Genomic DNA, 12,858 nt, shown 5'->3' on the forward strand with positions numbered 1-12,858 from the left:
CGTCGGTCCTCCGCTCCATCCCGTATGCCCCGTTGGTGCACCGGTGCGCCGGGCGTGCGGGACCCCCGCGCGCGCACCGGTGTGCGCCCGCCCCGTAACCCGAGTGGAGCAGTCGAGTTGTGCTCGGCGTGGAGAACACCTTCCGAGCGGTTCCGGCCGCCGCCGCCGTCCCCCCTGTCGTCAAGGTCCCGCCGCCGCGGGCGGCTTCACTCGCCGAGCACGCCGTCCGGTACGCAGGTGAGCGGCACTGGGACGTGCTGCCCGGCGCCTGGCTGGAGGACGGCGGCGGCGTGCTGCGGTGTTCGTGCGCGCTGCCCGCGTGCGACGCGCCGGGCGCGCACCCCACGCGCCCCGACTGGCACGGCCAGGTGACGGGCAGCGCGGCGACGGCCCGCCGTCTGTGGGAGGAGCACCCCCGGGCGTCCGTCCTGCTGCCCACGGGGCGGCTGTTCGACGTGATCGAGATCGCGGAGGCGGCCGGCTGCCTGGCCCTCGCGCGGCTGGAGCGCTCCGGGCCGCCGCCGGGGCCGGTCGCCGTGACGCCGCTCGGCACGCTCCAGTTCTACGTGCGCGCGGGGGACGCGCCGCGCGTGCCGGGGCTGCTGCGCCAGACCGGCTGGGGGCAGGCCGTCGGCGACCTGCGGACCCGGGGCGACGGCGAGTGGGTCGCCGCGCCGCCGACACGTGTCGGCACGCGCGGGTCTGCGGTGCGCTGGGTACGGCGGCCGGTGCCGGGCCCCGGCGGCATGCCGGAGGCGGCGGCCCTCCTCCCCGCCCTCGCCTACGCCTGCGCGCAGACCCGGGAGGTCTAGGGTCTGCCCGCCCCCGTAGCCCGGCGGTGCCGGGAGCGGGCTTAGAGTTGCGCGGGTGGACAGCGCGAACGGGACGACGGCAGGCGGCGACGGCACGGCGGACGGGGCGGGTCTCGCCGTCCGCGCACGGGGCCTCGTCAAGCGGTTCGGCGACCGGACGGCCGTCGCCGGGATCGACCTCGAACTGCCGGCCGGCCGGTTCGTCGGCCTCGTCGGGCCGAACGGCGCGGGCAAGACGACGACGCTGTCCATGGTCACCGGGCTGCTGCGCCCGGACGCCGGCACCGTGGAGATCGCCGGCCTCGACGTGTGGGCCGACCCGGCGGCGGCGAAGGCGCGCATCGGGGTGCTGCCGGAGGGGCTGCGCCTGTTCGAGCGGCTCACCGGGCGCGAGACGCTGACGTACCTGGGGCGGCTGCGGGGCCTGCCGGCCGGCGAGGTGGAGCGGCGCGCGGACCAGCTCCTCGACGTGCTGGCGCTGTCCCCCGCGCAGAACCGGCTGATCGCCGACTACTCGACGGGCATGCGCAAGAAGATCGGGCTCGCCGCCGCCCTGCTGCACGACCCGGAGGTGCTGGTCCTGGACGAGCCGTTCGAGGGCGTGGACCCGGTGTCGGCGCAGACGATCCGCGGCGTCCTGGAGCGGTACACGGGCGCGGGCGCGACGGTGGTGTTCTCCAGCCATGTGATGGAGCTGGTGGAGTCGCTGTGCGACTGGGTCGCGGTGCTCGCGGCGGGCCGCATCAGGGCGCACGGGCCGCTCGCGGAGGTGCGCGGGGGCGCGGAGTCGCTGCAGAGCGCCTTCCTCGATCTGGTGGGCGCCCGGAGCGGCGCCGGCGCCGACGCCCTCGACTGGCTGGGCGCCGGCACGGCCGGCCGCTGAGGCACGGGGCCGCCGGGCGGTCAGACCTCCAGGTCGCCGGGCCCGGGCATGCCGGAGAAGTCCAGGACCAGGCCGGCGGGCGGGGGCTCCACGTCGACCGGCAGGTTCCAGTCGTGGAAGGCGACGTCCATGGGGCCTCCGACGTCCATGCCGCGCATCTGGAGGGGGTAGGGCTCACCCTCGGCGGCGACCAGCATCGTCGTGGTCCCGTCCAACAGCTCGATGGCCGGCCGGCCGTCGAACGTCGTGTTCTCGCCGCGCTCGACCGGCGAGCCGGGTTCGCCGGTGTCCGTCCGCATGTCGCCCTGGAGGGCCGCGAGGTCGCACATCTGCAGTTGTGCCGCCATGTCGGGGTCGTCCGGGTCCCCCTTCAGCCAGCGGCCGACGAAGAGTTCGAGTTCCGCCTCGCCAACGGCTCCTCCCGCGAAGTCCTCCCACATCTGCCGGTCCGGCCTGATCCATACATCGTCGCCCCGGCGGCGCAGCTCGAACTCCCCCTGTCCGTCCGAGGAGAAGGTGCCGGAGCAGTCGGCGTCCCGGTCGAGGCTGAGGTCCGCCCGCACCACGCCCTGGGGCGTGGTGGTGGTGATGGCCACGCGGACGGACTCCGCCTCCGTCAACAACTCCATGGCGCGTTCCGCCAGGGCGGCCGCGTCAGCGCCGAAGCCGGTGCCGGCACCCGTACCGCCGTCGTCCGCCGCGTCGGTCGCCCCGGTGGTGGGGCGTTCGTCATCGGCGACGAACGCGCCGATCCCGCGCGGGCCCGTGTCGCCGCCACCGCAGGCGGCGAGGGCCGGCAGCAGGAGCGCGGCGGTCAGCGCGCCCACCGCGCGCGTCCGGCGGCGGCCCCCCGGTCCCGTGTTCATCGCTGCACCACTCCCCCTCGGCCATGCACAAGCCATGCCCACGCAATATAAAGATTTTCTTCACACCGTATCAACGCTTTACTTGGGGCCGTTTGCGCTGAACCGCGGCCGAAACCCCCCGTTCGCGTGATCGCCACTCAGGATTGGGCGCAGGGGAAGCGGGGAGATATCCGGTCAGGATGAGGCCACCCCGGAGAGCTCGGGGCCCGGGGTGGCCTCGCCCGGTGACCGGCCCCCGCACGCGTCAGCCCTTCGCGACGAAGACATGCATGGCCACGGACGGCTCCAGCTCCGCGGCCTCGCCCCCGCTGCCGACCTGCACGCTGCCCCCGGCCCCCGTGGAGACGCTGACGGACGCCCCCGGGCGCACGCCCGCGCGCCGCAGTGTCTGCATGACCTGCGCGTCCGTCTGGATCGGCTCGCCGATCCGCCGGACGACGACCGTCCTGCCCTCGACCGCGTCGAGGTCCGACAGCGCCACCATGCCCTCGCCCAGGAACGGCGCGGGCTCCGCCGCCTCGCCCAGCTCGGCGAGGCCCGGGATCGGGTTCCCGTAGGGGGACTCGGTGGGGTGGTCGAGCAGCTCCAGGACGCGCCGCTCCACGGCCTCGCTCATCACGTGCTCCCAGCGACAGGCCTCCGCGTGGACGTGCTCCCACTCCAGGCCGATCACATCCACCAGCAGGCACTCGGCCAGCCGGTGCTTGCGCATGACGCGCTGCGCCAGGCGACGGCCCTCGTCCGTCAGCTCCAGGTGCCGGTCGCCGGCGATGGTCAGCAGACCGTCCCGCTCCATGCGGGCCACGGTCTGGCTCACGGTGGGCCCGCTCTGCTCAAGCCGCTCGGCGATGCGGGCCCGCATCGGGACAACCCCCTCCTCCTCCAGTTCGAGAATGGTGCGGAGGTACATCTCGGTGGTGTCGATGAGTCCGGACATAAAGCGCCCCTCGATATCTCGTGCGGTGGCCCTGCCATCAATTCTGACGCACGCCAGTGACAACCGGCCCCGATCGTCCTGCCGGACGGCCCGACGGCTCCGGGATCTTGTGAGCGAGTGGTCCAGACCATTACGGTGGGCGCGGCCCGCCGCACCGGCGGAGGGCGCCACCCGTTGACGGGCGGAAGGGGACCCCCACTCATGAGCGACCGCCCCGGCACCCTCGCCGACCGGTACTTCGACGCCGCCATCGGCCTCATCGGCCGCGTCCGCGAGCAGGAGCGCGACCGCGTCACCGAGGCCGCCGCACTCATCGCCGACACCGTCTCCGCGGGCGGCCGGATCTTCGTGTACGGCGCGGGGCACTCCGCGCTGCCGGCCCAGGACCTCGTGTACCGCGCCGGCGGCCTCGCCGTCGTGAACCTCCTCACCGTCCCCGGCACGACCGGCGTCGACATCGTCCCCGCGACCCTCAGCAGCGCCCTCGAACACGTCGCCGGCCTCGCCACCGCCGTCCTCGACACCGGCCCCGCGCGGGCCGGCGACCTGCTCGTCGTCATATCCCTGTCCGGGCGGAACGTCCTGCCCGTCGAGATGGCGTCCGGGGCACGGGAGCGCGGCATCACCGTCCTCGGTGTGACGTCCGTCGCCTACGCGGACCTCACCACGTCGCGGCACCCCTCGGGCACCTTCCTCAAGGACCACTGCGACCTCGTCCTCGACAGCGCGATCCCGTACGGGGACACGACGCTGACCGGCGACGGGATCGGGGCGCCGTTCGCCCCGGCCTCGACCGTCGTCACCTGCGCCCTGCTCCAGGCCGTCGTGGCCGAGACCGCCGGCCGGCTCGCCGCGGCCGGCCGCGAACCGCCGCTCCTGCGCTCGGGCAACGTGGACGGCGGCCTGCAGTGGAACGAACAGGTCGTCGCCGACCACGCCGACCAGGTGCTGTGGTCCCGCTGACCGCCGCGCCCCCCAGGGTCTGTCCGGCGGATCTTGCCTGTCTCGCGACGCCGGCTACGGCACCTCGCTGCGTTGCCGTATCGCGCGAATACGACGGGTATGAGCTGCGATCCGGCGCCTTGCGATGCACCGCATCCGACGCCGCGAACCGCGACAAGACCCGCCGGACAGACCCTGGCCGTCAGCCCGCCCGGCCGCGCAGCTCCAGGTCCACGGCCGCCGCCGCCCGCAGCGCCACGTCCTCCCCGTACACCGTGTCGGCGCGGTCGAACGGCCGCCCGGCCCCGCCCCGCAGGAACGTCAGGACGCCCACCTGCCGCCCGAGGCTCCGCATCGGCACGCACAGCGCGTGCTCCACGCCCTGCGGCCAGCGGTGGTCCGCCGCCCAGCCGGACCGCACCCCGCCGCCCGTCACGCGCACGGCCAGCCCCCGGTCCCACGCCTGGAGCACCGGGTGACCCGCGCGGTACCCGACCGGCACGCCCCGCGTCGCCGAGGCAGGCGCCCCGAACTCCCCCGGCGTCTCCGCGAGCCGCACGAACGCGTCGCCGCCCGCCGCCACGTCGAGCAGCGCGTGGTCGGCGAAGCCGGGCAGCGCGAAGTGCAGGTGCAGGACGGCGGCCTCCATCGGGTCGCGGCACTCGGCCGCCGCCCGCGCCGCCCGCGTGAGCTGGCTGTCCCTGAACCGGCGCCGGGCCGCCGCCTGCGCCCCGAGCCGCGCCCGCGTCACGTCCTCGAACAGCCAGGCCACGCCGAGTGGCGCCGGATCGCCGCCGGGCGCGGCCAGCCGCAGGAAGCCGCTGAGCAGGCAGCGGCGGGGCGACCCGCCGAGCCCGGCACCGGCGTGCACCGGGTCGGCGAACGCCCCCTCCCGCGCGCCGGCGTCCTGCGGGGCGAGCCACAGGTCGACGGGGCCGCCCGGCGGGTGCCCGGCCAGGGTGTGCTCGACGGCGCTCTCCAGTTCCTCGATGCCGCCGGCGAACGACTCGGCGAGCGGGTCGCCCAGCAGGTCCTCGGGCGGCAGCTCCAGGACGCGGGCCGCCCGGGCGTTGACGGACAGGACCCGCAGGTCCGCGTCGAGGACGACGACGGCCCACGGCGAGTCGCCGAGGAGCGCGGCGGCGAGCGCGGCGTCGCGCTCCCTGCCGAACCGGGCGCCCGCCTCGCCGAAGGCGCAGTACGCCCCGGCCGGGTGCCCCTCGCCGTCCAGCAGGGGCGTGGTCGTGGCGCGGACGAGGACCCGTCCGCCGTCACGCCGCAGCAGCGCGAACTCGTCGGTGCGCCGGGTGCCCGGCGGAACGGTCAGGAGGCGGTCGCGGACGTGCGGCTCGTCGGCCTCCCGGACGGCCCAGCCGCCGAGTGACGCGCGCCCCACGGCCTCCGCGCCAGGCCAGCCGAGGAGCCGTTCGGCGTGCCGGTTCCAGTGGGTCACACGGCCGGTGCCGTCCACGGCGAACAGCGCGGTGTCGAGTCCGTCGAGCAGCGCGGGCAGCATCCGGTCGCCGGACGCTATGCCGGACGCGCCGGACATGCGGGAAGAGGTGGTCACCTGTATACCCCCAGCACAACAGGAGATGTCGCGCGCCGGTCGCGGACGCGCGCGGACCATTCAACTGCATCGTGACGGCCGTCACACGCCGTTCGCCGGGATCGATCCGCCAGGGGCGAAAATCGTTTGGCGCTCCCCCGGGGCACCGCCTACGGTGGCCGTACACGAGAAGGGAGGTGGTTCGGCAGATGTGTGATTACCGGACGCGTGAGGTGACTGCGGCCTGACGGCCGACGTCCCACGTGGCGCCGGCTGAGCCGGCCAATCCCATGCAGTCACCCGATCCGCGGGCCGCCGGTCGTCCGGCCGGCTCCTCTGCGGCGCCCGGCGCCCGGAGGACCAAGGCCCGCGGATCGTCCTTTTCCGGGGGGTGCGCCCGTCAGGGCGCGAGCCGTTCCACGTTCCAGGCGCCGTCGTCGCCGCGCACGTAGCGCAGCCGGTCGTGCAGGCGGTCGTCCCGCCCCTGCCAGAACTCCACCGTCGCGGGCACGACGCGGACGCCGCCCCACTCCGGCGGCGCCGGCACGTCCGCGTCCTCCGGGTAGCGGGCCGCGAGGGCGGCGTACGCCCGGTCCAGTTCGTCGCGTGACGCGATCCGCGCCGACTGCGGGCTCGCCCAGGCGCCGAGCTGCGAGCCGTGCGGGCGCGTCCTGAAGTACGCGACCGACTCGGCGCGGCCGGTCCGCTCGGCGGCGCCCGTCACGATCACCTGGCGGGCGATCGGGTGCCAGGGGAAGAGCAGGGCGACACGCGGGTTCGCCGCGATCTCGCCGCCCTTGCGGGAGCCGTAGTTCGTGAAGAAGACGAAGCCGCGCGCGTCGAAGTGCTTCAGCAGGACGGTGCGGGCGCTGGGGCTGCCGTCGGCGTCGGCGGTGGACAGCACCATCGCGTTCGGCTCGGCGAGGCCGCCGCCCGCCGCCTGCGCGAACCAGCGACCGAACTGCGCGAACGGGTCGGGCGCGAGGTCCTTCTCGTCGAGGCCGTCGGCCTGGTAGCGCGCCCGCATCACGGCCGGGTCGGGGATCGGGCGGTCGGGGACGGGCGTACTGGCGGCGTGGGACACGCGCCATATCTTGCAACACGCCGGGCCGTGCGGGGAGCGCGGGCGGCGGGGCGGTCGGTGCGCGCCCGGGGCGGGGAACGTACCGTCGGCCTGGTCGGGCCGGGTGAAGCGGCGGCCCGGGAAGGAGCAGGGAACGATGAGACGGTACGCGTTCGTGCTGGCCGACGTGTTCACGGAGCGGGCCTTCGGCGGCAACCAGCTCGCCGTCCTGCCGGACGCGCGGGGGCTGTCGGACGGGGAGATGCAGGCGCTCGCGCGGGAGTTCAACTTCTCGGAGACGGCGTTCGTCCTGCCGCCGGACGACACGGCGCACACGCGGCGGCTGCGGATCTTCACGCCGGAGACGGAGCTGCCGTTCGCGGGCCATCCGACGGTCGGGGCGGCCGCCGTCCTGGTGGCGCGCGAGGAGGCGCGGGAGCGGCTGCTGCTGGAGGAGGGCGTCGGTCTCGTCACGGTGGACGTGTCGGGCACGTTCGCGCGGCTGACGGTGACCTCGCCGTACGAGGCGCCGGACCACTACCCGTCCGTGCCGGCGGTCGCCGCGGCGCTGTCGCTGGCGCCGGAGGACATCGTGGAGACGTGGTACGGCGGGGTCGGGCTGCGGTTCTGCTACGTGCGGGTCGCCGACCGGGCCGCCGTGGACCGCGCGGTGCTGGACCGGGCGGCGTGGCGGTCGGGGGTGGTGGGCGGCTGGTCGGGCAGCCTGTACGTCTTCGCGGGGCACCTGACGGACGGCGGGCGGCTGCACGCCCGGTCGTTCGCGGCGATGCTGGACGGCGGCGAGGACCCGGCGACGGGCTCGGCGTGCGCCGGTCTGGTCGCGGCGCTGGCGCAGCGCGGCGGCTGCCGTGCGCCGTCGTACACGCTGCGGGTGGACCAGGGCGTGGCGATGGGGCGCCCGAGCGACCTGGAGGCGGTGGCCCGCACGGCGGACGGGGAACTCGCCTCGGTGTCGGTGGGCGGTCACACGGTGCTGGTCGGCGAGGGAACGATCACCCTGCCCGACGCGTGACGCGGCGCGGTCCCGGCGGCGGGAGCACGGCGACCGTGGTGCTCCCGCCGTCAGCCCTCGCGGGCGGCGCGGCGTGCGGCGAGCACCGCCTCCACGTCGATCAGGCCACGGCCCAGCGGTGGCCCCTCCGGCGGGCGGCGCATGGCCTCGCGGAGCTTGTCGTTGACGCCCTCCAGCAGGCGGCGGGCCGCCGCCTCGGTGGGCGCGTCCAGCGCGGCCGCCTCGGCGTCCTCGGCCTCCTTGCGCAGGACGAGGGTGGGCGGCAGGAAGGACAGTCCCTCCGCGCTCATCTTGCGCCGCACCCACCACAGGTCGTCGTGGGACCGGTGGCTGTCGGGCAACGGCTTGCCGGCCCCGGCGAGCCCCGCGAACTCGCCGCGCTGCTCGGCCTCCCGGATCTGCCGGTCGACCCATGACTCGAAGGGGACGCCCGGAGGCTTGCGCTCGGTCATGTCCCGCATGCTACGGCGCGCGGACACGGAGGGGGCCCGGCCAGGACGGGGACGGTGCCGCGGAACTCGTTCGCCGGGGGAGGCGTCGGCCGCCGTCTCCCCGAGGGCCGGACGGGCGGGTACTGGCTGCCGCACTTCGGCGCCGTCCCTGTCCTCTCCGCCCGGATGCTCCTCATCGGGGCTCCGGTTCCGTGAGCGGGACGGGGGAGCCGGACACCGGGGCTGGTCGGGGTCGTTCCGGCGACGCTCCGGCCGTGGTGTGCCACCAGCGGCGCGACGCCAACGCGGCCAGCCCGGCGCCGGCGGCGTTGAGCAGCACGTCGTCCACGGAGGACACCCGGTCCAGTCGCAGGGCGTACTGCGCGGTCTCGACCAGGACCGAGCAGCCCGCCGCGAGCGCCACGATCCGCGGTGCCGAGGCCAGCGCCGCGACCCGCAGCGGGGTGAAGAACCCCAGCGCCGCGAACACCAGCAGGTTGCCGACGACCTGGACCGTCGCCGCCAGCGGGCTGCCCGCGAGGACAGTGAGCAGGTCCCGCAGCGGTACCAGGCTCACTCGAGCGGGGACGGTGTCGGCCCGGCCACCCGGCAACAGGATCATCCACACCCACGGCACCGTCCCGTAGACGATGGCGACCTCGGCCAGCGACATGCGCCACGCCTGCGTGGTGCCGGTGACACTTCGGCGACGTGCCAGGATCCCCACCGTCAGCGCGGCCAACGGCAGTACGGCCACCGTGATGAGGGCCACGCCGGTGAACGTGCCGACCCAGCCGTGCCACCCCTTGATGATCACGCTGCCTCCGCTTCCGTCCGACCGCGTCATCTGCCGCGGGCCGGAGTGATCTCCTTGATGTCACGATCGATGTGCCGGTTGTCCGGCCGTACCCGGCACTGAGGTGAATGCGGAGGGTTCCCGCAGGGCAGCCGGTGTCGGGGCCGGACGGCCGTGCCCTCCGCCTGTCCGGCTCGCCGGGCGGGCGGGGATCCCTTTTCGCCGGGTCAGCCGCCGGACCCGCCGCCGGACGCGGCCCCGGTGACGGCCTGTGTCTCCCGCGCGATCATGTCCTGCAGCGGCACGCCGTCGATGTTGCCGAGGATGACGCCGACCCAGCCGGTGTACGGGTAGATGTGCCAGTTGGCGATGACACCGGGGTTGCCTCCGGCGCGCTGGTACTTCCACTGGCCGTCGACGATGAAGGCCGAGAGCCCGTACGCGCCGAACGATGCCGGTCCGTGGGGGATCTTGGCCCCGGTGAGCACGTCGGCCCAGGGCCGGTCCAGGAGCGTGCCGTCGCCCAGCGCCTGTGCGAATCGGACCAGATCCGGCGCGGTGGCGAAGCCGCCGTCCCCGGGAGCGTCGATGAAGGCGCGGCCCGGGTTCTTGCCGAGCATGTCCTCGTTCGGGCTGCTCCCGTCCAGGTTGCGGACGGCGTCCACCCGGCTGCCGTCGGCCAGCGTCATGTACGGGTGCGCGACGTCCTCGTCGGTGAGCCACTGCGGCCTGGTGCGGAACGCCGAGCCGGTCATGCCGCAGCGCTCGAAGACGTGCTCCTCGACATGGTCCCAGTACGTCGTGCCGGACACGGCCTCCACTATCAGCGCGGAGATGGTGATCTCCGCCTCCGCGTGCGCGGAGCCGAAGGTGCCCGGGACGCCCACCAGTTCCGCCTGCCTGGCCCGCTGCTCGTAGTACTCGTGCACTTCGTCGCGGCTCTGGAATACGCGTTGCACGTCCTGTTCCGGGCTGCTCAGCCAGGACGTGCCGGAGAGCAAGTGGTGGATGGTCACCTTCTCGGCGATGTCCGGGGCGAACCCCTGCAGGTGGGTTCCCACCGAGTCCGACAGCCTCAGTCTGCCCTGCTGCGCCAACTGCAGGATGGCCACCGCGCCGAACGGCTTGCCCGCCGAACTGAGACTGAACGCGACGCCCTCGTGGTTGCAGATCCCGTTCTCGCTGTCGGCCATGCCATAGCTGCGCGACAGCACCGTCCGGCCCTGGTGCGACAACAGCACCACGCCGGAGAACCTGCCCTCGGCGGCCAGCCCCGCCACGTACTGGTCGTAGGCCCCGCCGGGCAGGGTGGCCGGTGGGAGGTCGGCGTCGGTCGCGGCCGTACGGTGCTGTTCCGCGGCCACGGCATGACCGCGGCCGGCGGCCGCCACCGCGCCGGCCGCGGCCAGCCCGCCCCACCCGAACAACCGCCGCCGGTCGATACCACGTACGGAATCCGAGTCCATGATCACGATCCTTCCCCGATCGACAAACCGACCGTTGCAGGTCTGCCGCGGTCCGTGCCTCCACTGAAGACGGAAGACTGTTGTGGCGACGTATGCGTTTTCCGATACGCCCGCGATACACACAGAAGCCCCGGCATCGAGGAACCAGCGCGAGCCGGCAGTGAGACGGCACTGTCGCCGGTGACCGCAGGCGCGCAACGACCCGCCCTGGAGGCATGCTGCATACACCGGCGATATGCCGTGCTGCTTAGGCTTCAGGCATGCGTGTGCTGATCGTGGAGGATGAGCGCTACCTGGCCGAAGCCGTCCGTGACGGTCTCCGGCTGGAAGCGATCGCCGCCGACATCGCAGGCGACGGCGACACCGCCTTGGAGCTGCTGAGCATCAACGTCTACGACATCGCCGTCCTCGACCGCGACATTCCCGGCCCTTCCGGCGACGAGGTCGCCCGGCGCATCGTCGCCTCCGGCAGCGGTGTCCCGATCCTCATGCTCACCGCTGCCGACCGGATCGACGACAAGGCATCGGGGTTCGGGCTCGGCGCCGATGACTACCTCACCAAACCGTTCGAGCTTCGCGAGCTCGTCATGCGGATGCGGGCGCTCGACCGGAGGCGCGCGTACGCCCGTCCCCCGGTCCGCGAGATCGCGGGCCTGCGGCTTGACCCCTTTCGCCGGGAGGTCTTCCGTGACGGACGCCATGTCGCGCTCACCCGCAAGCAGTTCGCCGTGCTCGAAGTCCTCCTCGCCGCCGAAGGCGGTGTCATCAGCGCCGAAGAGCTCCTGGAGCGGGCCTGGGACCAGAACGCCAACCCCTTCACCAACGCCGTCCGCATCACCGTCTCCGCCCTGCGCAAACGACTCGGCGAACCACGGCTCATCGCCACGGTGCCCGGAGTCGGCTACCGAATCGACACAGGCATGGACCGCACCCGCCCGGGCAACCCCCATGGCTAGACGCCCAGGGCTCAGCGCCCGGCTGAAACTCACCCTGAGCTACACCGGATTCCTCCTCCTCGCCGGTGCACTCCTGCTGGCCGTGGTCTGGGTGTTCCTGCTGCGCTACGTACCCGACAGCCCCAGGGGTCTGCTCGGAGTCGCACCCAACCGTTCCCTCCTCGTGCGCGTCTTCGCCCCCGCCGCTGCCGCGGCACTGGCTTTCCTCCTGGGGTTCGGCCTCCTGGGAGGATGGGTCCTCGCCGGCCGGATGCTCGCACCGCTCACACGGATCGCGGACGCGGCGCGGATGGCCTCGAACGGATCGCTGTCCCATCGGATCCGCGTGGAAGGCCCCAAGGACGAATTCCGCGAACTCGCCGACCTGTTCGACACCATGCTCGAACAACTCCAGTCCCACCTCGACGAACAGCGACGATTCGCCGCGAACGCCTCCCACGAACTGCGCACCCCGCTGGCGATCTCCCGGGCACTCCTCGATGTCGCCCGCAGCGACCCCGCACGGGACCGGGGCGAACTCATCGAGCGCCTCCACACCGTCAACACGCGGGCGATCGACCTCACCGAGGCCCTCCTGCTGCTCACCCGAGCCGACCGCAGGAGCTTCACCCGCGAGCCCGTCGACCTGTCCCTCGTCGCCGAGGAAGCCACCGAAACGCTGCTTCCCCTCGCCGAACAGCGCGGGATCACGCTCGAGGTCACCGGCGAGGAGACACGGACCGCCGGCTCCGCGGCGCTCCTGCTGCGGATGGTGACGAATCTCGTGCAGAACGCCATCGTCCACAATCTGCCCGCCGGCGGCGCCGTGACGGTCCACACCGAACCGCACCACGATGCGGGCGTGCTGCGGGTCGAGAACACCGGCCATCGGCTCCCGCCGGAACTGCTGCCGACCCTCACCGAACCCTTCCGGCGCGGAACGACACGCATTCGCACCGACGAGCATGCCGGCGTCGGCCTCGGGCTGGCCATCGTGCACAGCGTCGTGCGGGCACACGACGGGACCCTCGACCTCACACCCCGCCCCACCGGCGGCCTCCTCGTCACGATCCGGCTTCCCGTCACCCCGTGAGCACCGCCCGGCGCAGCCACCCCGAGACGGCTCGTCTCGCCTTCCCTTCGGT

General features: G+C 73.9%; 13 protein-coding genes. 6 read left to right on the forward strand and 7 right to left on the reverse strand.

Annotation, left to right across the window (positions count from 1 at the left end; genetic code table 11):
• Positions 1-128: 128 nt before the first annotated feature.
• The gene (locus EMA09_RS10920) at positions 129-812 is read left to right on the forward strand and encodes a bifunctional DNA primase/polymerase (RefSeq protein WP_129840871.1); all 684 of its coding nucleotides are present in this window, start codon (positions 129-131) and stop codon (positions 810-812) included.
• Between the two features lie 55 nt (positions 813-867).
• Positions 868-1,695: an ABC transporter ATP-binding protein gene (locus EMA09_RS10925; protein ID WP_129840872.1), complete on the forward strand. Its 828-nt coding sequence runs from the start codon at positions 868-870 to the stop codon at positions 1,693-1,695.
• Between the two features lie 20 nt (positions 1,696-1,715).
• On the opposite strand, the gene EMA09_RS10930 is transcribed toward EMA09_RS10925, so the two are convergent.
• On the reverse strand, positions 1,716-2,561 hold the full coding sequence (locus EMA09_RS10930) for a hypothetical protein (protein ID WP_129840873.1): 846 nt from the start codon (positions 2,559-2,561) through the stop codon (positions 1,716-1,718).
• Between the two features lie 244 nt (positions 2,562-2,805).
• The gene (locus EMA09_RS10935) at positions 2,806-3,498 is read right to left on the reverse strand and encodes a metal-dependent transcriptional regulator (protein WP_129840874.1); all 693 of its coding nucleotides are present in this window, start codon (positions 3,496-3,498) and stop codon (positions 2,806-2,808) included.
• 201 nt (positions 3,499-3,699) lie between these two features.
• Here EMA09_RS10935 and EMA09_RS10940 point away from each other — a divergent pair, with 201 nt between their 5' ends.
• Complete coding sequence (locus tag EMA09_RS10940; RefSeq protein ID WP_129840875.1) at positions 3,700-4,461, forward strand: SIS domain-containing protein; 762 nt, start codon at positions 3,700-3,702, stop codon at positions 4,459-4,461.
• Between the two features lie 181 nt (positions 4,462-4,642).
• Here EMA09_RS10940 and EMA09_RS10945 read toward each other — a convergent pair whose 3' ends face one another.
• Entirely contained in the window at positions 4,643-6,010 is a 1,368-nt protein-coding gene (locus EMA09_RS10945; protein WP_240796346.1) for a PAS domain-containing protein, read from the reverse strand.
• Between the two features lie 379 nt (positions 6,011-6,389).
• Positions 6,390-7,016, reverse strand: coding sequence for a pyridoxamine 5'-phosphate oxidase (gene pdxH / locus EMA09_RS10950; protein ID WP_129843968.1), 627 nt, complete (start codon positions 7,014-7,016; stop codon positions 6,390-6,392).
• Positions 7,017-7,209: 193 nt separating this feature from the next.
• Here pdxH and EMA09_RS10955 point away from each other — a divergent pair, with 193 nt between their 5' ends.
• The gene (locus EMA09_RS10955) at positions 7,210-8,085 is read left to right on the forward strand and encodes a PhzF family phenazine biosynthesis protein (protein ID WP_129840876.1); all 876 of its coding nucleotides are present in this window, start codon (positions 7,210-7,212) and stop codon (positions 8,083-8,085) included.
• A 50-nt stretch (positions 8,086-8,135) separates the two neighbouring features.
• Here the strand turns inward: EMA09_RS10955 and EMA09_RS10960 are convergent, their stop codons facing one another.
• The 3 genes from EMA09_RS10960 to EMA09_RS10970 form a co-directional block, all read right to left on the reverse strand.
• Positions 8,136-8,537 carry a DUF1992 domain-containing protein gene (locus EMA09_RS10960; protein WP_129840877.1) on the reverse strand — a complete coding sequence of 134 codons (402 nt, stop codon included), beginning with the start codon at positions 8,535-8,537 and terminating at the stop codon, positions 8,136-8,138.
• A gap of 172 nt (positions 8,538-8,709) precedes the next feature.
• The gene (locus tag EMA09_RS10965; RefSeq protein ID WP_240796347.1) at positions 8,710-9,333 is read right to left on the reverse strand and encodes a VanZ family protein; all 624 of its coding nucleotides are present in this window, start codon (positions 9,331-9,333) and stop codon (positions 8,710-8,712) included.
• 206 nt (positions 9,334-9,539) lie between these two features.
• Positions 9,540-10,778 (reverse strand): serine hydrolase domain-containing protein, encoded by a 1,239-nt coding sequence (locus EMA09_RS10970; protein ID WP_129840878.1) that lies wholly within the window; start codon positions 10,776-10,778, stop codon positions 9,540-9,542.
• Between the two features lie 260 nt (positions 10,779-11,038).
• Here EMA09_RS10970 and EMA09_RS10975 point away from each other — a divergent pair, with 260 nt between their 5' ends.
• Positions 11,039-11,734, forward strand: a complete 696-nt coding sequence (locus EMA09_RS10975; RefSeq protein ID WP_129840879.1) for a response regulator transcription factor — start codon at positions 11,039-11,041, stop codon at positions 11,732-11,734.
• Positions 11,727-12,806, forward strand: a complete 1,080-nt coding sequence (locus EMA09_RS10980; RefSeq protein WP_129840880.1) for a HAMP domain-containing sensor histidine kinase — start codon at positions 11,727-11,729, stop codon at positions 12,804-12,806. The genes EMA09_RS10975 and EMA09_RS10980 overlap by 8 nt, the downstream gene beginning before the upstream one ends.
• Positions 12,807-12,858: the final 52 nt, after the last annotated feature.

The organism is Streptomyces sp. RFCAC02 (assembly GCF_004193175.1).
Classification (GTDB): domain Bacteria; phylum Actinomycetota; class Actinomycetes; order Streptomycetales; family Streptomycetaceae; genus Streptomyces.

Bases quoted from the DNA above. Each gene is read 5' to 3' on its own strand.
- EMA09_RS10930 (WP_129840873.1), bottom strand. From the start codon at position 2,561: ATGAACACGGGACCGGGGGGCCGCCGCCGGACGCGCGCGGTGGGCGCG.
- EMA09_RS10935 (WP_129840874.1), bottom strand. From the start codon at position 3,498: ATGTCCGGACTCATCGACACCACCGAGATGTACCTCCGCACCATTCTC.
- EMA09_RS10940 (WP_129840875.1), top strand. From the start codon at position 3,700: ATGAGCGACCGCCCCGGCACCCTCGCCGACCGGTACTTCGACGCCGCC.
- pdxH (WP_129843968.1), bottom strand. From the start codon at position 7,016: ATGCGGGCGCGCTACCAGGCCGACGGCCTCGACGAGAAGGACCTCGCG.
- EMA09_RS10955 (WP_129840876.1), top strand. From the start codon at position 7,210: ATGAGACGGTACGCGTTCGTGCTGGCCGACGTGTTCACGGAGCGGGCC.
- EMA09_RS10960 (WP_129840877.1), bottom strand. From the start codon at position 8,537: ATGACCGAGCGCAAGCCTCCGGGCGTCCCCTTCGAGTCATGGGTCGAC.
- EMA09_RS10970 (WP_129840878.1), bottom strand. From the start codon at position 10,778: ATGGACTCGGATTCCGTACGTGGTATCGACCGGCGGCGGTTGTTCGGG.
- EMA09_RS10975 (WP_129840879.1), top strand. From the start codon at position 11,039: ATGCGTGTGCTGATCGTGGAGGATGAGCGCTACCTGGCCGAAGCCGTC.
- EMA09_RS10980 (WP_129840880.1), top strand. From the start codon at position 11,727: ATGGCTAGACGCCCAGGGCTCAGCGCCCGGCTGAAACTCACCCTGAGC.